This window comes from Erwinia papayae (assembly GCF_058241465.1).
The window spans coordinates 1-19,049 of record NZ_JBZCHT010000008.1 but is presented as its reverse complement, the minus strand read 5'-3'; the positions used below and the strand labels follow the sequence as shown (position 1 = coordinate 19,049).

19 protein-coding genes and 1 pseudogene are annotated in these 19,049 nt (G+C 43.0%); 1 reads left to right on the top strand and 19 read right to left on the bottom strand.

From position 1 onward, the window contains the following. Positions 1 to 73 precede the first annotated feature (73 nt). From AC3RPL_RS03520 to AC3RPL_RS03475, 10 genes are all read right to left on the bottom strand, one after another. Entirely contained in the window at positions 74 to 1,105 is a 1,032-nt protein-coding gene (locus AC3RPL_RS03520) for an AAA family ATPase (protein WP_098992544.1), read from the bottom strand. A 97-nt stretch (positions 1,106 to 1,202) separates the two neighbouring features. Further along, on the bottom strand, positions 1,203 to 1,583 hold the full coding sequence (locus AC3RPL_RS03515; protein ID WP_098992545.1) for a hypothetical protein: 381 nt from the start codon (positions 1,581 to 1,583) through the stop codon (positions 1,203 to 1,205). Between the two features lie 361 nt (positions 1,584 to 1,944). Beyond that, entirely contained in the window at positions 1,945 to 3,099 is a 1,155-nt protein-coding gene (locus AC3RPL_RS03510; protein WP_490739005.1) for a lambda-exonuclease family protein, read from the bottom strand. A gap of 63 nt (positions 3,100 to 3,162) precedes the next feature. Next, the gene (locus AC3RPL_RS03505; RefSeq protein ID WP_490739004.1) at positions 3,163 to 4,698 is read right to left on the bottom strand and encodes a recombinase RecT; all 1,536 of its coding nucleotides are present in this window, start codon (positions 4,696 to 4,698) and stop codon (positions 3,163 to 3,165) included. A gap of 103 nt (positions 4,699 to 4,801) precedes the next feature. Further along, positions 4,802 to 5,578 carry a single-stranded DNA-binding protein gene (locus AC3RPL_RS03500; protein WP_490739003.1) on the bottom strand — a complete coding sequence of 259 codons (777 nt, stop codon included), beginning with the start codon at positions 5,576 to 5,578 and terminating at the stop codon, positions 4,802 to 4,804. Between the two features lie 49 nt (positions 5,579 to 5,627). After that, positions 5,628 to 6,161, bottom strand: a complete 534-nt coding sequence (locus AC3RPL_RS03495) for a hypothetical protein (RefSeq protein ID WP_490739002.1) — start codon at positions 6,159 to 6,161, stop codon at positions 5,628 to 5,630. 379 nt (positions 6,162 to 6,540) lie between these two features. After that, positions 6,541 to 7,047, bottom strand: a complete 507-nt coding sequence (locus AC3RPL_RS03490; RefSeq protein ID WP_490739001.1) for a hypothetical protein — start codon at positions 7,045 to 7,047, stop codon at positions 6,541 to 6,543. A 54-nt stretch (positions 7,048 to 7,101) separates the two neighbouring features. Then, positions 7,102 to 7,536: a hypothetical protein gene (locus tag AC3RPL_RS03485; protein WP_490739000.1), complete on the bottom strand. Its 435-nt coding sequence runs from the start codon at positions 7,534 to 7,536 to the stop codon at positions 7,102 to 7,104. 27 nt (positions 7,537 to 7,563) lie between these two features. Continuing rightward, complete coding sequence (locus AC3RPL_RS03480) at positions 7,564 to 7,788, bottom strand: hypothetical protein (RefSeq protein ID WP_490738999.1); 225 nt, start codon at positions 7,786 to 7,788, stop codon at positions 7,564 to 7,566. Positions 7,789 to 7,867: 79 nt separating this feature from the next. Next, positions 7,868 to 8,542: a hypothetical protein gene (locus AC3RPL_RS03475; protein WP_098992551.1), complete on the bottom strand. Its 675-nt coding sequence runs from the start codon at positions 8,540 to 8,542 to the stop codon at positions 7,868 to 7,870. Positions 8,543 to 9,117: 575 nt separating this feature from the next. Between AC3RPL_RS03475 and AC3RPL_RS03470 the strand changes: the two genes are divergently transcribed. Next, positions 9,118 to 9,792, top strand: coding sequence for a hypothetical protein (locus AC3RPL_RS03470; RefSeq protein WP_107321155.1), 675 nt, complete (start codon positions 9,118 to 9,120; stop codon positions 9,790 to 9,792). A gap of 129 nt (positions 9,793 to 9,921) precedes the next feature. Here the strand turns inward: AC3RPL_RS03470 and AC3RPL_RS03465 are convergent, their stop codons facing one another. The 9 genes and pseudogenes from AC3RPL_RS03465 to AC3RPL_RS03425 form a co-directional block, all read right to left on the bottom strand. Next, positions 9,922 to 10,995, bottom strand: coding sequence for a TraU family protein (locus AC3RPL_RS03465; protein ID WP_490738998.1), 1,074 nt, complete (start codon positions 10,993 to 10,995; stop codon positions 9,922 to 9,924). Further along, positions 10,995 to 12,248, bottom strand: coding sequence for a TrbC family F-type conjugative pilus assembly protein (locus AC3RPL_RS03460; RefSeq protein ID WP_490738997.1), 1,254 nt, complete (start codon positions 12,246 to 12,248; stop codon positions 10,995 to 10,997). The genes AC3RPL_RS03465 and AC3RPL_RS03460 overlap by 1 nt, the downstream gene beginning before the upstream one ends. Further along, positions 12,242 to 12,775 carry a S26 family signal peptidase gene (locus AC3RPL_RS03455; RefSeq protein ID WP_052684036.1) on the bottom strand — a complete coding sequence of 178 codons (534 nt, stop codon included), beginning with the start codon at positions 12,773 to 12,775 and terminating at the stop codon, positions 12,242 to 12,244. Before AC3RPL_RS03455 ends, AC3RPL_RS03460 begins: the two co-directional genes overlap by 7 nt. Positions 12,776 to 12,784: 9 nt before the next feature. After that, positions 12,785 to 13,060, bottom strand: coding sequence for a hypothetical protein (locus AC3RPL_RS03450; RefSeq protein WP_490738996.1), 276 nt, complete (start codon positions 13,058 to 13,060; stop codon positions 12,785 to 12,787). Beyond that, positions 13,060 to 15,543 carry a type IV secretion system protein TraC gene (gene traC / locus AC3RPL_RS03445; RefSeq protein ID WP_490738995.1) on the bottom strand — a complete coding sequence of 828 codons (2,484 nt, stop codon included), beginning with the start codon at positions 15,541 to 15,543 and terminating at the stop codon, positions 13,060 to 13,062. The genes AC3RPL_RS03450 and traC overlap by 1 nt, the downstream gene beginning before the upstream one ends. 20 nt (positions 15,544 to 15,563) lie before the next feature. After that, on the bottom strand, positions 15,564 to 16,310 hold the full coding sequence (locus tag AC3RPL_RS03440; protein ID WP_490738994.1) for a DsbC family protein: 747 nt from the start codon (positions 16,308 to 16,310) through the stop codon (positions 15,564 to 15,566). A 304-nt stretch (positions 16,311 to 16,614) separates the two neighbouring features. Next, a complete protein-coding gene (gene traV, locus AC3RPL_RS03435; RefSeq protein WP_107321160.1) occupies positions 16,615 to 17,235 on the bottom strand; it encodes a type IV conjugative transfer system lipoprotein TraV in 621 nt (206 codons plus the stop codon). After that, positions 17,235 to 18,566, bottom strand: coding sequence for a TraB/VirB10 family protein (locus AC3RPL_RS03430; RefSeq protein ID WP_265878635.1), 1,332 nt, complete (start codon positions 18,564 to 18,566; stop codon positions 17,235 to 17,237). The genes traV and AC3RPL_RS03430 overlap by 1 nt, the downstream gene beginning before the upstream one ends. A gap of 2 nt (positions 18,567 to 18,568) precedes the next feature. Further along, positions 18,569 to 19,049 (bottom strand): annotated as a pseudogene (locus AC3RPL_RS03425) (TraK protein); the annotation flags it as partial.

Below are 19,049 nucleotides of genomic sequence, written 5' to 3'. Positions count from 1 at the left end.
ATAGAAAGTTAATGGAGCGCATATAAATGCGCTCATTCAGTTTTGTTACAGCAGAGGTGAAACGTGGGGCGAGTTAACTTGCTAAATCACCGAACACTGACTCTACGATGGTATGCAGAGCTTTTTTCTCATCGGCGGGAGCACGATTACCAATATGGAAATCGAACGACGTGATGATGGCTTTAGGCATTTTCGCGTGATGCATAATAGCAAAGCGAGAAACCCAAGCTTTAAGTGAGCGGGTTGAGCAGGTAACAGACAGACGAGAAACGTTCATTGCATTAACATCGTCTGGCGAAATTTCAGTACCGACAAATTGTTTACGGATCTGATTAGCGACCTGTACAAATTTGCTGGCGATAAGATCGTCAGGAATGTATTTAGCAATAATTTTCTTTTCAACATCTGGAGCCATGTAGGTAGTGTTAACAAACATATAACGGTCAAGGTTGGCCGTGTTCTGCATTTTAACGCCACCATACATACCGGTAGTGTCACCCTGTCCAATCGAATTGGCGGTAGCGACAAAACGGAAGTTTTCATGCTTTTTGATAACTTCATTCGTTTCAGGGATAATTAAATTACCGCCTTCAAGAACAGTATTAAAAGCATTAGCACAAGAACTTTCAAGCTGGTCATATTCGTCCAGCAGGTAAACCATGCCATATTTATACGCCATAGCCAGAGGGCCATGAACGAAAACGGTTTTTGTATCACCGGTCATAGGATCAGTTGTGATCCGAAGACCACCGATTTGAGTGCTGATATCCATTTCAGGGAAGGCTGTCACTTTCATAACAGGCCAGTTAAAACGGTTAGCAACTTGCTCGATGATGCTACTTTTACCGCAACCAGTAGGGCCGGATAACCAAAGAGATTGACCCATCGGTAAGTTAAACCACATCAGGGTAGCCTGACGAACGCTGGCTTCAAACACATAATCTGCATCAAGAGCTGGTACATAGTCTTGGAATGCATGACCTTGCGGGAATCCTGCGTAGTGCTTAACTTTCTGATTGGCTGGGATGTTGATTCCAAACAGCGCCGGAGATACAGGAGCGTTACGAACCAAAGCGTCAACAGCGATAGTATTTACGTTAGTCATGATATTTACCTTATAAGTTTATATATTTAAAAGATTTAATAGATTTGTAATATTTAGAAACTGTACTTCGGTTTAAATAATGATTGGAGTCTTTCTGTTAAGATTCAGGCGAACATTCGACTATTGCCTTATGCACATATGCCTTATCCATAACAGTACCGTCTTTAACAATCATGGAGCGTTGAGCAAAGGTATAAAAAGGAACTAAACCTTTTTTCTGTAGAGCAGAAACCAGAGTAGGGAGAAAGAACGATTTAGCGTTAATTAAAACGTTCGGCGTTCTGTACTCGATACTAAGATTTAATGCAATATCAGCTATAGCATTTGCTTTAATCAGCATTTCACCTCTTTGTGGTGCTGAATGAAAACTAAGGTATTCAGTCAGAGCTGATGCAACATTTCCATCAACGTCAATAACGCCCAGATTACGTTGCTCATCGCTGGCAAGGTAAGTGGTGAGATTAATGAAATTAGTCATAATGACTCCTGATATATTAAGATATTTAGAGTGAGTTGATATATTTAACAAGTAAAACATTCAGGAGAAAGTGCCTGAACACACTGAATTCCTCAAAAGAGGAAAAACACCTTTTTCGACGCACAAAAAAGCCCGAAGCCATTAAGGCATCGGGCCATCGAATTCTGTATGTGTAGACGTAGGAACGCCGTGAAGACGAAAGGCTGGCTTTTGTCTGGAATGGCTGGTGGCCGAAGTTGGTAAGGTGTTTTAAGGGCGTATGCCGGATGTTAGGCGGGTTAACCGCAAAAGTAAGATTAAATGACATTGGGACATTGGTCAAGGCAAAAAAAAAACCCTGCCAGAGCAGGGTTAGGTAGTGTCAGAAGATCATAACACCATCACTTTCACTTACACTGTCTTGAGTTGTATCAGAATCCATAGAACCATTATCAATCGCAACATTTTGCGATTGAGGCATGAACACGTATGGAGACTGTTTAACTGCGTCAGGGACAGATACTGCTATTGTATCAGATGACGTAGCGACATACTCATAAGTAGTAAGCTTTGACGTTTTCTTGTCATTATTTATGCAGTCTGGATGTTCGTCAGGGTTTACATTCGGAACGAGTTTTTTAGCCAGACTTTTCCAGTTTGTAGTTCCTTTCGAGATGCTTTCAATGTACCGAATACCAAACCCATCCAAACGGATAAGATCGTCAGGTCTAAAACCTAAAGAATCAGCAAGGCCAGCAATTCCAGCCTTTGTTAATTTCTCTAGTCGTTCGACTTCTGCTTTAGCTTTTTCAAGTGCTGACGCATGACCACGAAGAGCCGATACACGCACGTTAAGATCGCTAGGGATGGTAAATCCGGGGGTTTGTTTTATTATCTCAGCATCTGAAATAAGCAAAATATCTTTTTCTTTGTCAAAAGCGGGAGCTGTCTTGTTTTTTACCGATTCAAAAAATTCCGTAGAACGCTTTAGTAAACGTCTATGGCAGTCAAGATTCGGTTTAATGTAAAAGACAATAGGCTCATCTTTAGCAGACCAAAAAAGAAGATACACACCGGGTGCTCCTGTTACAAAGAGCTGGTGCTGTGCTTGCCAGAAATAGTACCTGAACTCTGGCGACTTTGTTTGCTTTTCAAGGATATCCAGATGCTTTTGTGATGAAAGGTTTTTTATCTCAAGGAGATTCATGTCGTCAAATTGACCGTCCAGTGAAGCTATCATGTGAGGGTAATCACGATGCCGGACACACAGAGGCAAACTGATTTGGCCGTATTTCCTTTCAGCCCATGCGCGAGCAAGAGGCTCGTTAAGCTTTCCTGCCCGTACTTGTTTAATAACTGAAAGGTCTTCTGGCTCAAGTAAGCCAGCATACTGTAGGTATAACTGATATGGAGTTTTTGTAGCGCTATCTGCACCCATCAGGATAGGGGCGCAAGTAGCAGTCACTCCAGTTTTACGCCACTCAAGCCACTCTGGAGTGCCTTGTTCAACATCAACAACAACCATTACTGAACTCATGATCTCACCTTTGATAAATTTATATATTTAAATGGGAACCGGCCTAGGTAGCCGGTTCAACGTTTAAGCTGCTTTTGCGGAAGAAAGCATTTCACTCAAAACCGTTTTTAATGGTTTAAATGAAACTTTTTCAATTGCCGCATCTAAAGCTGTGAAATTTTTTGATTTGATGGCTTCATCATACAAAGTCCGCATTTTATCTGTTTCAGTTTGCACTTCCTGAACAAACACTTTGGATTTCTGTTTGAATTCACCTTCGGGTAATTTATTTAAGAAGTTCTCAACATCTGTAAAGTCACATTTGTTGACTGCATCCGTTAGCTTGGATTGCAGAAGCTTACGACGAGATTCTTCAAGAGAGCGAACAGCATATTGGACTTCACTATCGTTGAATTCAAAATTCGTTTTAACTTCGGCAATCATTGTTTCATAAGCCATCGTAACCTCGACACGCTTAACAAGTTTATTGATGCGACGTTTAGCAGAAAGACGAACACCGGGGACATCAGACATTTCCTCAGCTTTGTTGTCCGATTCAGCAGTCTGAATTGGAGAGGCTGAGTTAATGCTTGATGACTCAGTTCTAGTCGATTCTGCTTGTGACTGTTTAGTTGTTTCAGTTGCGTTAGCTTCCGATTTGATAACCTCGCCATCGTAAACGTTACCGGATGGAGTTGGTTGGGCTGGGGGTTGGTTTTGCTGAACATCGTGCCGTTGTGCAGCATGACGAGCAGACATTTCAAACTCAGCAGCCTGTACTGGAGTTGCATTCACATCACGAAAACCTTCACCGCCATCTTTATTCAGATAATCGATGATGGTTGCGACACGAGTGCGATTGCCGGGGATTTGATGAATGGTCTGCTTAATAGCAGACTTACGCACCATAGCCCAAGGGAAGCGAACCCAGGGAGACATCTCCCGCTCTTCAACCTTCTTCCATGACTCAGAAACAGCACGGGCAGAGGCCAGCTCTGATTTGGTCAGAAAGTAAACAAGGTTGCGTCCATCCTTCATTCGGTAATCGACATATACCCCTCTGAAATTACCTCTTTCACCGACATCACCTTTGTCAGCAGTGGTAAGTAAAAGAGCGCCTTTATCCGCGAAGGGATCAAAGCTGTGTTCGGGGCTTTGGCGACGACCATTGGATTTAAAGTCATCTTTTTCAAACACGAGTTCTACAACAATATCCTCACACAATCCTTCATCGGTTGCCATTCGACTCAAACCGATATAAGACACATCGAGGAATACGCGCCCCATACGAGGGACAAGGTAGGCCATCTTCTGTGCTGGGTCGAGTGTAAGGCCGCTTGTTGCTAACTGTAGGAAAGCAACCTCGAATGATTTGAGGTTCTGTACAGCCAACTTAGTGAGGTAGGGACTGTTGTTGATAACATGCTTAGCGAAAACACTCTCTTTCGCAAAAGAAAGAGTGGGATTCCACGTTGCAGCCGCCTTAAAATCATTTTCAAGTGATACAAGATGTCTGGTAACAGCATCTAACTGAGCAATTTCATTTCCATTGCTGTTTTTGTTGTGACCATTGTTATTTTGACCTTTGTACGCACTACGACTTTTATTGTTGTAACCCATGATAAGATCCTTAATTTATATATTTATAAAATTTTAACACTGATTTAGAAAAGCCGAAGCCACTCAGAGAGTGGCTTCATGGGCTTCGGAATGCGATCAAAATTCATCGAACGTTTGACCATCCACCACGTACATGAGCGTGACCATTGCTACTATTCAGTGCGCGTCCAGAATTTTTGCTTAAAGCATTTCGTGCTTTAAGCAGGTTTTCAGTTACAGTATTTCCCGAAGGAATTTCTGTAGCAGGAACGGATGCGCAATTTTTAATGGCAGGGGCACGACCACTAGCAATAGCCGGGGATGAAACAGAAACCTTTTCAGGTTCGATTTCTTTATCTTTGGCGGGTGCATTTGTGGCTAAATCAGCGATTCGCTGTTTTTGTGCTTCAAACGTCTGACGAAAGCGACTGGCAACCTGACGAGCTTCCTCAGCAGTTAAGGGCTTTGGAGGCTGCTTAGGCTGTTCTACAGCGGGATTATCTGACTTATCCATTACAGGGAAAAACAGATTTTCAGGTGAATCAGACGATGGGATTGAAACCGTGGAAGTTTGAGCATGATTGGTTGTATCAGCATCAGACATAACACGAGCTGTGAAAACATGAAATTCAATACCCTGACGTTCAACACCATTTACTGTCCAGCGTTTATTGCGAATTGAAGCCTCCAGGAACACGGATGAGTCTTTCTTAATGGTTTGATGCAGATAGTCCGCAACACGACCGAAAGCTTTAATTGTGTACCATTCAGTTATTTTCTTTGAATTGGTGAATACTTCACAACCAAGACGGAAAGCGATTAATGAATCTTTCCCGTCTATAGCAGCTTTGTATTTTGGCTCGATACCAACCACACCGATCAAAGTGGCTTTAGAGAACATAATATGTACCTCATGATAAATTAATAGATTTATACATTTGGAAAGCAGGTTAGAAGCTATCAGACCAAAAAATCAGTTCATTTAACTCACCCAGAAGGTGATAAACAGAACTTCTGATTTCGCGTGATAAAGGATGTTTAACAAAGTCGGTCTTATCGAAATTAATTATCAGATCAGCGCAATTGTGAACATCCTCAATAATAGACTGAGGGATATCATCACAAGCAGACTCATCAGGTAACTCAATTTCAAGTTTAGCAAGTATAACCATAAGGTCAGTTTCGATTTTTGCCAAAAAAAGAGCGGCGAGAGAAGGGCTGGATATGCCGTAGTATGTAGCAATAGCATCGCTATTCTCTTTACGATAACGTTCCTCACAAACAGTGCAACATTCATCATCACAGGAATGATAACCACATGAAGGGCATTCAGTAGCTTTCTGTTGATTAACACAGCCGCCATTACAACTATCAAAAAAACGATAATTTGCTGACGCACCACAGGAAGGGCATTTACAAGCTTCAACCTGAATATAACCATCCAGATCAATGACACCTTCTGAAATCAGACTTTTAATGTTCATGATAGATTCCTTATATATTTAGATATTTAATAAATTTAGAGGGATTTATATAGTTGTGAATAAAACATTCAGGAGAAAGTGCCTGAACACACGGAATTCCTCAAAAGAGGAAAAACACCTTTTTCGACGCACAAAAAAGCCCGAAGCCATTAAGGCATCGGGCCATCGAATTCTGTATGTGTAGACGTAGGAACGCCGTGAAGACGAAAGACTGGCTTTTGTCTGGAATGGCTGGTGGCCGAAGTTGGTAAGGTGATTTTAAGGGCGTATGCCGGATGTTAGGCGGACAAACCGCATAGATAAGATTAAAGGACATATTCACATTGGTCAAGGTAAAAAAAACCCAGCCAATGGCCGGGTTTATGGAGGTTGTAAGGTATCAGTCTGCGTAAAGCACTGGTGCCAATTCACAAGAAAGTAAGTTAATAGAAGATACTAGGCTTTCCAGTAAAGGTGTCTTAGGCAAAGATGATTTAAGGAATAAACAGTAATTTATCTGTTCACCCGGAATCATAGCCTTGGCTCTAGTGTAATCACCAAATTTGAGCATGGCTTTTGCCGACAACAATGAACCTTCTACTTTACTCAAGTAGACCAAAGCATCAGTAAGCGTTGAAACCGAACACTCAATATCAAGATAGAAATCGGCTTCTTCTTCTTCGCTCATAGTGAAACGCATATCACAAATAAAGCATATTTCAGCATTGCATTCGTGATAACCACACTCTGGACAGTTAATCGAATACCGTTGATTGATAGCACCATCACATGTTTCGTAACGACGAACCATGCAATCAGCGCCGCATTCATGGCATTGTTCGATAGTAGTGTCATCGTCAAGCAGCATTCCACCTGGCTCTACTGTGTTTCCATAAACTAAAGTCATGGGATACCTCATTATTTTGTATAATTTAAGTGATGTACGTAGCCTAAATGAAACTCAGACACCGGAACGAAGGGAAGCAGAAATATTCAAGTAACGCACATAAACTGATTCGAGCATTATTTGATAGAACGCACCTTTAGAAAAGGACGTGTCTGTCAGATGAATATAATCCATAAAAATCCTTTCGAGTTTTTTCCTGACAAAAAGATGAGAAAACACACTTGGAGAACCTTTGGAAATCCGGGACAACTCCAGCCTTAATTGTGCAATTTTCAAAAAAGCTTCTTTCCGGCAGGACACACCTAATTCTCTTAACGCTATTTTATCTGCTTGAGCTTCACATTGAGGACAGTCAGGCTCATTGCAGTAATGCCAACTACAATGTTCGCAATCAAGAGTGTAAGTGTTATCTGCCTCTGTGAAGTCCTTAACAGGACTAACATGGTGGCAGTAAGGGCAGGTTTCTTTGTGATCAGTTTGATTACACATACATCACCTTATATAAGTTGTAATTTTTTAGAAGTATAAGCGTTGAGTCCAATCATTATCATTTAAAGCTGCCTGAGCTATTTCCTCAGTTTTATAGTATTCCTCTGATTCTCTCGAAACAGGGCCGTAGTATTCGCTATCGGGGTCATATTGGAATGTGCCAATATAATATCCACGATGACTTTTACAAACAGTAACCGGGAGTTTAAACCCATTTTCTTCGGCTAATTTACCATATGCAATATTAGACATTATTGAACCTTTCAAAGTTAAAAGCCCAGACGAATGTCCGGGCTTATATTTAAAGTAAACTTGTAAAGTTAAGTACAAATTACTCAGAAACGACTTCCATAACCCACAGACCGCGCCTCTTGTCCTGAGACAGATTGCGGCATCCGGTTACATTGCCTTCATTATCAAAAACTCTGGCTTTTTTGGTTCTAACTTCCGCTTCTTTCCAGAAACGAACGGTATCACCAACTTCTGCACTGCAATTTTTGATAGCGTCTTTCAGACCAATTCCCCAAACTTTTTTGCCATCACAATCGACAAAATATGATTTGTCATTGCCAGCTACATCATTGTAAGGGGCAAAGCCGTGGCTCATCAGTGTACCTTCATAAACCGTGAGCTTTGTTTTCTTAGGTCTTGCAGCCTTCTTAGGTGACTCGTCATCCTCTAAGGCAGACAGGCGAGGGATGTCAGAAAATGCACTGTCATCATCATCTTCAACTTCATCGAAGATAGATACAGCATCATCTTCCGTATCCTTACCACGATTCTTAGCTGCTTTTTTCTGAGCGACGCGAATAGCATCGAGAATGAAAAACATCAGCACAACTGCAAACATCAAGATAGTAATTAAACCATATGCTGTTACAGCTCGACCGCTGAGAATAACAAACAAGATGATCCACATAGGAGCCAGAAAACGGATGTATGTAAAGCGATAAAATAACATCGCGAACATAGCGAGAGAAATCAAAGCCATTGTTTCGTTGAGCATAATTTATACCTTATATATTTAATAAACAGTTATGTTAGCGAAGTCCGGCCACAGATCTAAGACCACACGATAAAACGCGAATGCAACGTGAGGAAGCATACGTTCTCGATCAGGTTATTGATGTGTTGACTGGTATCGGGCTATAAGCACGAAGTCCGGCCACAGTGGCGGGTTACGCACAGGAGGTTATGAGAAGTTTTCAATTTATTGGTTTGGATTGAGAACCAAAAACACCCTCGGTGGGGTGGCAAAGTGACATGATCAGTCAAAGGACATGAATCACATCGGATGTGCTCGGAGCCATACAACGGGCGCGCAAAATCCTGACCAAAAAGAAACTTTCTTTTTGAAGTTAAGCGGTGTCTACACGCTAGGTTAAATCAGGATTTATGAAATTTATGAGGATGTTGTGCTGAGTGCCATCAGCTAGGTACAAATAGACTAATCCAGAATTGAATCTGACGCAACAGGAAATGGTTTTTCCACCGCAAATCGTCCTGTTTTTTAAGTGACTTTTACTTTTCTGCGTGTCTAAATACTTGTGAAGTAAAGAACCATAACGTGAGGAAGTTAACATGGCAGAAAATAAAAAGCAGCAGCAGAAAGAGGGGAGCGGTAATGCGACAAACAAGCCAGACCGCCGTACTCGAAATGTAGAGAAGATTCCGTTCTCTAACCCTGAAATCGAACATAAATTCACGCTGAAAACACAGGAAGCTATTCGGCTGTATACTCGTAATTTCAATGCAACATCTCAGGCTTTGTTCAATATCATGATTAATACGACACGGCTTGAGAAACTCAGACAACGTGGGGTCGCGGCATCAGCTAAGAAAGCCATTGATGCTGCGCTGGATACGCCGATGAAAGAGATCGAGCTGGGCATCACGGCATTTACTGAGATGTTAAACGCTGCTGGTGATGTATCAGAAGTCAACTACACTAACCCTCGCGAGTTCACCACTTCAACTCGAACTCCCGAGGCAACCAAGCTCATTAAACTATTCAAAAATTATGACCTCATTATTTCCATTCTGGATAAAGCGTATTTAAACGCACTGGCCCCCGCTGAGGAAGTGGAAGATACCAAATCCTTCCATACAAGCAACATTCAGACACTTGCCAAAACAATCAAGGCACATGCGCAGAGTTCTGTCGAGCAACTTCAAAGTATCGCCGGTGAAGAAGATAATACTGGAAATGTGAGCGTCGTTGAGTCGGTGGAGAAAGCAGAAAATTTAGAAGATTAAATGCCGACTTAAAGTGAAAAGCCCCGATTCCGGGGCTTTTTTTTGTTAATCGCTTGATATTTTTATCTGGAACCGTGAGTCGTCCAGAAACTTGTTTTCTGAACGACGAAGGGTTGGCCGAAGGCTTCTTTACAGAGTCCTGCAACAATCACTCCACTGGAAAATCATGTAGGTTGAATCCTGCCCCATACCCGTAGGGTATCGGAACATACCTCCTTGCCATTTGTAAGGTGATTCGCCAATGCTATGTCCCTTTTTAGTTTCAGGTGTAGGGTAAAACATATTTAGCTTGTACTGTTGCTTAGGTATTGTTGGATATATCTTTGCTCGACATGCCACATCATTTCCTACGGAACGATAAGCAAGCCCCCTGCGATGCTCTACAGCTAACTGACGTGTTGCTGCGAGGCTTGTCGTTCGCGGTGTATCCATAGTTCTTACTGATCCTGTAAGAGGGTACTGTCCTCCCCATGAACCAGCACACCACCATAATGTTGATTGAGGCTGAGATCCTGCAAATTGTGCTGCTGCTTCAACCGCACATGCCTGTTGGGCAATGACGTTGGATACTGCGGCTGATTCTGGATTTTGAAAGAAGGCTAACGTTGTGTTATTCCATGTGGGATCTATTTCTGTGAAACTTATGATATCGAAATCTGAATATGGGTCTGCGTTACAATCTCCCGGCAGATAAAGATCTAACATTCGGAGCAATGGCATTGCATACATATGCGCGTTATAGAAACTAATGGACGCTCTCAAACGTTCATCCTGAGCACCGTCAGTTTGAGTGCCGTATTGTAATTCACTCCCAAGATCCAGTTTGGCTCCTCCAAGAGAAGACATACACCCCGGCGTTCTGGTTAGCTCAATAAAACGTCTAGGTTCCCACATTGCAGAAAGAATCCCCGGATGGTACACCCCGAGGCCATCAGCACACGCACAGACCATTCCTGTTGCAGCATCATCAGGCACTTCTCCTGATGGCCCGAGTGTGGCTCCAGCAACCTTTATGGGAAATATGCAGGCCCAGCACACATCAGTAAAAAGTTTTGTAGATAACACATGGTTATCACGACAAACTTCGTTTTCTGCCTGAGTATCTGTGGAATCATCAGCGATAACGCCAGCAGAGAACACAAACGTTGACATTGTAATTAGAGTGGCTAACGCAAATTTTAAACGCGATTCTTTCGCTCTCATTATTTTTCGGCCTCATCTTTAGGGTATTCGTCCACGACGTACTGTGTTCCGTTAGATGTTACAATGCTTGGTAATGATGTAACGCCAAATCGCTCTGACATTCCGGGCTGGATCATATATAACCTACTTCCGTAAATTTCACCTGCATCCTTAAATGTTTGCCAGCCGTCGCCATATACGTTGGTTGTAATGAGAATAGGTTGTATGCCGGGCTTGGCATTCTGATTCTCACGTTTAGCGATTTTTCTTTGCCAGTCACTACGTGCATCAAAAAAAATGAGTTTTAGGCGGAAGGGGATAACCTCTAGTGGGTTTATGCGGCCCTTCTTGGCAATAACCTGTCCATCTGGTGCGAGTATATCCTGTGGAATTACTACACTAGGATTAATGGTTTTTTGATTGCGTTTCAGAGCATCAGGGAAGTTTTCAAATTTCTGTTTTTTCCAATAATTATCAAGCGCCTCATTTTTCATTTTGTCAAAATCAAGGTTTTTGATTCGTTCCTCAATGATATCCAATAAGCTGATTTCACTGATATCTTTTGTCGGCCCAGCGGTGCCTAAATCACCTTGCTTATCTTTCATGTATGCTATGTTTGATATCCCGGAAACACGGGCCACCAGCTTACCGTCTTTTTCATGGATTATTGTTGGTACAGAAGTGACGCTATAACTCTTAAAAATTGTAGGGTCAAGATTTATCGGTGTACTACTACCTGAATCGAGTACCAACTGTTGCCAATGAGTTAATTCTTTCAGAATGTTTTTTTTGTCTTTAACACCTCTGATAACAAGAGCTACATCTTTACGATTTTTGTACTGTGAAAGTATGTTGCGGATTTCATCATCAGATAGTGATGATGAAACGAGTACGTAATAAAAATCTCCTACTATCTTATTTTGCTCTCCGTCTGCAATATCAGCATCTGTAATTGCGCCCGTAACCGCATCTGTTATGAATTCATGCTCTGATTTTGGAACAGGCATCTCCCCGATTTTTTTATGGTTAGCAATAGCAGTTTCGCGGGATTTTTTTTCATATTCACCTCGCTTCTTCTTTGCTACTTTCACCAGCTCATCAAGATCAAGCTTGTCTTTTTCTGATAATGGCGCTGGACGCTGAGGGATGCTCGTGGCAGGGATAGATATTTCTGGCCGCGTAGGTGGCTTCATGCTTTCATTGGAAAATACCGCCGTGCTAGAGAATACAGCGGCTGCAAGAATAGTTATTCTGTAAAAATCTTTTTTCACCATAGTGGATATGCCCGTCCTAATATGTGTTCTTGAGACACTGACCCCCAGTACCGAGAATCGAAACTGAGCTTCGTGCGGCCCATCAACCAAATTCGGCCTTTGGGTATCTTCCCACTACGAGTTAGCTCTTGTTCGCTGTGACCAGATTCTTTAGCGAGTCGTAACTCTTCACCAACCATCGAACCGTTTACAGTCGTTTCTTCCGGGGTCACTGAAACAAAATCCCCCGGAACCGCATCAACGATTTTAATACCTTTACCATAGACCCGAATATATTTAGATGTAAAAGCGAACGGTTTTCCTCGAACAGGTGTTTTATCAAATTTATCGACGAGGTAAATACGATAAGGAGGAAGGCACTGATTATTTTGTGGATCGATTGCAAATTGATAGCGATTCATAAGGTACAGGCTGGTTGGGGCCGATACGACGGCAACGATTATCATCAATACGGCCTGTTTTTTCCACGGCCTCTTCTTCTTATATACTTTTCGCCACACCACATTGAGTATTTCTTTCACCACCATTAACCCCCGTTATTTGGTGTCAGTTACTATCGATTGAGGCACAGCTATTCCTTCCGGGAATGCGTACATTGATGATGAATTAAGAATAATGAAGCCAGATTCAGCCATCTGGTCAGCGCGTCGCTTGACGAGTTCTAGTTGCGCCGGTGGGAGCAAATTTCCAGCCTTGTCTGTATATTTTGCAACAGCGATATAGTCGTAAGGTGATTGAGCGGGGAAGAAGCGCCCATAAAGGGCTGCTCCGATAAACCCACACACTAAAGCGATAGCTGCCGTTTTTAACATCAGGCAATACCCCTGTCTTTAAGTATGTCGTTAATGGCCTGTTCGGTTGTCAAACCTGTTTCTTTTTTACGTTTGATCTCCGAAACATCATCTGGATTAGTGGAGTAGAGAAGGAGGGAGAATGGGTCAACAATCAGTCGGCTAATACCCTGTCCTGATTTTGAAATAACGAAAACTTCTGAATACACCCCGCTGCTTGAACGTACTGTTTTAAGGAAACGATATCCTGCATCGTCCAACGCCAATCGTTTACCAGCCTGAGCCTCGTTAATCGCAGACTCACCCTGACCAAGTAATAGCATGAACGCGGAGTTGTCTGCGATAGCTTTACCAACACCATCTTTGTAGATGTCATTGATAGATTGAGTGATTGTGATAGCCGCACCTTTGTATTTACGGAAGCGGCGATAGCCTTTCTCAATGAACTCACCAATGTTACCTTTCAGCAGCGCCCATGCTTCGTCAATAACAACAATTTTCATTTGTGAACGGTCGCCAAGGAACATGTCCTGCTGGATCTGATAAATGAGCTGCAATAAGACAACCTGCTTCAAATGTTCTGAGCTTTCAAGACGTGATAGCTCAAGAACTGTGAACGGATTTTTGAAGTCAATGTTGTTTTTACCAACAAAGTATCGGCCATATTGCCCGGCGCTGGTGAATGGGTATAGCTGGTGGCCGATATCAGTTATACGTTGGTCGTCATCTTGGAGGCACGAAGCAGCGACCATATCAATGGTAGTAGCTTTACCATGCTCCATGATAAGTTGAGCGACATGCTTTTTCAGTCGGGCGGTCTGGAAATCACTTAACCCTTCCTGTGGTGCGGCCATAACCGTTAGTAGCCCAATGATCAGGTCTTCTTCACCATTACCATCTTCGTTTGATGGATCTTTACCGAAATAGTCTTCGACTAGCTCAAAGAAGTTTAAGCATGGTTTTTTATCAGGGTGGAAGTCCAGATAGTCACCGCCGTAGGTTTCGCAAATATTTTTGTATGAATCACCCACGTCGATACACCAGACTTTAGCACCAAGGCTGCGATACGCTGTAATGATGTAGTTAGTTAAGAATGATTTACCAGACCCCGACTCTGCCGCAATACATGCGTTGTAGTTTGTGTCAGAGTCAAAAAGATCGAGCATCTGAATTTGCCCGGATCGCGAAGTTAGCATCAGTGCTGGGTTACGAGTTCCTTGCCAATCTGCATATAGCGGCGTGAGTACAAGAGCTTCACTAAGAGCAAGTGTGCGATATCGACCCATTGTTTTTTCTGCTGCTGCTTCATTGAACATTGGAAGTGTCGAAAGAAATATCGGACACACAAAGTTTGTATCAGGGATCATTTTAAACTGATACGTATTGAGATAGCTGGCTGCTTCCTGTGCTGCGCGGAAAACGCCGTCTTTTGAGTTAGAGAAAATCGTTACGGAAAACTTCGCTTTGCAGATCGGTTCACCATTGTCCACTTTATCACTGAGTATGTCATAACCTTCACGGAGTGTTTTTAGGGATGGTATCCATTTGATCATTGGCCCATCGCTTTGCTGTACGACCCAACTACGTTTCTGCGTGAATTTTGTTTTTGCATTTTGTTGGTCGAAGAAGATCATGCTCATAGATATGATACATGAACTTTTAATACCAGTAGCGCCACTCATCAAATCACCCAGATAATACTGAGCTTGCCCCGGCCAAAATCGACTAGGTAATTTTTTTGCGCTCAGGGTCTTAACAAATGTGGTATTTGTTTGCCTTTCACCACGCTGATTTTCATCTTCTGGATTGCCAATACCGATGTACTTAGATCGAACGAAGAATGAGCGGTCAGGGTCGAGTAACTGCTCTGAAATGATTAAATCATCTTGAACCTGGACAGGGGAGCGATCTCGCCAGCTTGCATTCTCCCCTTGATTGAGAATGGACGAGAGAATGTCAATGTATGACTCTCGCGTCAATGGAGTAGGCGAAAGCCCGAGAATTCCGAGAGAAGTATCAAAACTGTGCCTGAATTCATTTACTAAATTCAGTTCTTCTTCTTTGAGATCATACTCTGCTTTAACAGGTATTTTAACTGTGCAGATCATGAGGCAGTCACGAACGCGAGTGCCCGTGCCTTTCATCGGATAGTCTGTACTGTGGAGAAGAAAGCGTGAGCGATTGATAATCGCATTTTTCAGAATAGGGTCGCCGCAGTTTATCCGCAGGAAATCCATCTGATTAATTTTGTTAACGATGTTAGGACTTGCGATCAAGTCAAACTGCACAATCGTTTTCGCCGGAAAGTTGGATGAAAGCAACGTTTGAAGTTGTTGCATCTCTTTTCCGCTACTTCCTGATAGAGGGCGACAAACGAAGCCGAAACCTACACATTTGTTGTCTAGCATAAAGATGCGGTTTCTTTCATCGTATGCTCTTACCGGACATACATCTGAAAAACGTTTAATATTTTTCAATCGCTGGACAATGATTGATTCGCTCATAATTCCCCTCAGAACAAAACTTACTTAGCTTCAAGGTATGCTTTTAAGCCCTGAGCTGGTTTGCCAATGCTGTAATTGCCGTCATCACGAATGATGAATGGAATCATACTGACACCCAGCACCTGAGCCGTAATGTTGCGTCGAATCATTGCTGATTGGTCACAGTTTTTTACCTGATCGAATTTCGTTTTATTATCACCAGATATAATTGCGCGGTCAGCACGATATCGATCACTTGCACAGTACAATTCCTGATTGCGTTTTTTGCTGTCTTCGCCAAGAGCACCGAGTGAAATAACGTTCACGGTATATTTTTTGGGATCAAGATCAGCGAGTTCTTTAAGAGTTGCATGGCAATGTGGGCAATTTGGATCAATAAAAATCATTACTTTTTCCGGGCCACTACCCCACACAGCAGGTTGCAAATCGGCGATGTTCAGATTCAGTTCTTTCATTGGAATGATGGATGCATACTTAGCTACATCATCAAACTTCTCCAGTGGTTTTTTTGCCCATGTATCGTATAGATATCCTTTCAAGACAAAACGACCATTGGACGTCATGACATTAAGTTTTCCATCAATGTCTAAAGCAATAAGACCGTTTGTTGGCACAACGAATCTTTTAGGTTGGACGGAATTTTTAGGTGCTGCTTTTAATGCATTTTCTGTGAAAACTGTATCGGTTGGTGAGCCAGTTCCGGCAAATGCAGTAGAAACAAATCCAGCGAGCAAGGAGGCGGCAAAAAAACATTTTTTAAATGACATAGTGCTTTCTCTCAAAGAATAGAAATCGCATTGTTTCACATCTTTTTAAGAAAGTAGTAATGAAAAAGGGGACGTTTTGGGGGGGAAAAACCCGCCTGATAATCAGGCGGGTTTTACAGTGAACTCCTGCTTGCATATTTTCAGCTTGGTGGGGTTTCCTCAACGTCCGGGGGGAGACGTTGCTGCTGTATGCTAAGCAATGTGGTGTGGCGAACACTGCACTGGCAATGATAGGTTATAAGCCGCAGAAATAGCAAAGGGATTGTTCTGACAACCCCCTTCCTTTTGCTGATTTTGACCAAAATTAACGGTTTGGCATCATCGTTCGGGTATTAGAGCCTTGATTTTTCCCCCCGCGAGCATTCTGGGACGTATTCTTGGCCTGCGTTGTACTGGCTGAATTTTCAGCAATAGGCTCAGAACTGACCGGAGCCTGCATCGGCCTGATCACCGGCTGAACAGTTGCAGCGCGAGAAGCACCGACTTCCCAGCGACGTGGCTCAATTTCTGTATAGACATACCCCGGCACATTTAAATCACCGTCAGAAGACTCATATGGGTCAACAAGTACCCGCATGACCTGTGATGGTGTGCGTATCGGTTGTGGGTTCGCAGTCGGTTGAGGAACAGGGACGTAGGGAGCGCCCCCACTTACCGATGGGCCAGAAACTTCACCACCGGCAGTTTGATGCTTTACATTGACTTCTTTCCCTGCCATTTGCTGCTGTGAAACTTCACTGACTCGTTGTTTATAATTATCTCCATCAGTAAGTTCATATACTTCGCCGACGCTCATGCAAGTGACTGAATCGGGCATACCTTTACAGCCGTACTCAGAACTTCCGCCCACCAGCGAAGAACATCCAGTAAGGGAAGCGATACTCGCTACTCCAAACAGAGCTAAAACCATTCGTTTCATGCTCATTATTTACCCCCAACATTATTAACTTTGTTAAATTTCAGAGCGACGCCTTTTTGCACAATGAAGTCAACACTGCGAGCTGGATCAATCTCAATCACAGGGAATAAGTCACCAGCCATTTTCATGTAGAAGTCAGCAAGACGATTCAACGCACCACCTACACCCGCTATTGCAGCACCTTGCATCGCTTGACTACTCATTACCTGCTGATAAGGACTGCTGCTAGAGTTTCCATCGCGGTTAACGTTGATAGTCGGAATGGACTGGACGCTAAACAACTGAGATGCTGCTTGCAGAAAACCTGCTGTAAGTGCTTTTGCCAGATACTGTCCTTGCTTGGTCACTAGGCGACCACGAACACCTGCTTTACCATCTTCACCCACAGCGTAAGAATCAATTTTGGCTTCAAATACAGCACCATCCTCACGAATACACGTAATAACTTCTGACCGGAAATAGGCACGTTCGGAAGATAGATCACCAAAACCCGCAGCTAACAACCCGCACTCACGAATATCAGAACGGAAACGGTTGGGCAGAATCGCGTCTTTTTTGATACGAATTAGTGCTGGATAAGGATCACTACGTGCATTTTGAGCGGTAGGTGCATCCATCCCCGAAATAAATACACCACTCATGATACTGGTGGCGGGAAGATATGTTTGAAAGGCCGGATCATCATCAGGATTCGGCTTCTCTTCTTCTTTTATATCTTGCTGGACAGTAACAATGTCAGGAATGGATTCATTTGCCTGTTGATCCTTTCCATTTTTGGTATCTTTATCATCTGCGGAAAAGTCAGTAGGGTCTGGCCCTAAATCATTTTCATAAACTCGTTGCAGAGTATCAGTGTTACCTTCGTTGTCCGTAGGACTCACAGGCTTACCTTCTTTCGGTGCGGCGTAGATATTTTTATTATTTGAAGAACCACTTACGGTATATCCATTTTTGATACTGTCAATTCGAGTTGCCAGTGAAGCGCGGGCAGCAGATTCGCTTTTTTGAGCGCTTTCAATAGCGTTCAAACGTTTATTCAAAGCATCGGGGTCAAGTGTCTTTGTCAAGTTCTCAACAGACTGTTTGGTACTTTTGATGCTTTCATCCAGCGAGCGTAGTCGAGCTGCAATAGCGTTCTGACTGACACCAGCAGTATCCGAATCTGTTAATACGTTCTGAATGACCTTTTCTTTATTTGCCTTAGAACGAGGCGAATTGTTCTCCGGCATCAGGAGGATGAGGAGAGGGACTAACACAACGAGGATGGAAATCCATAAGGCCCAGCGTTTTTTGTTTGGTGCTAAATTAACCCAAATATCTTTTATTTTATCCATCATAATTACTCCGCAAGCTTAGGACGCGCACCATCGTCAATGCGAACTTGGCGCTGGCCGTTTCGAAGAACGAAATAAGCTTCGGTCTTCTGACCCGGTTCCAAGGTATTGCGACTCCACAATGCACGCGCAGCCATCTGCGGGTGTGTGCATAGAGACTCGTCAACAGTAACCGTAGTAGGCCCGGTATTCTGAGCGACCCCGACAATAACGCTGAACTGACTGCCGTTGATGTACTGACCACCCTTAAAATTGTAATGGATATAATCCTGAACCGTGCCGGTACTAAAGTTGCAGTTAGGGATGCTTACACCGCTACCAAGATTGCCTAACGCATAGCCGGGAGGAAGATCACCCAAAGCTATTGTGCGGAGAATATTTCGGACAGTTTCTACATAGCTGTCTTTCTGTTCCCACTTCTTAGCTTTTGTTTCACTACCGCCGTACATCATAGGTGAAACTCCACCGCTGACAGCAGCCGCATTA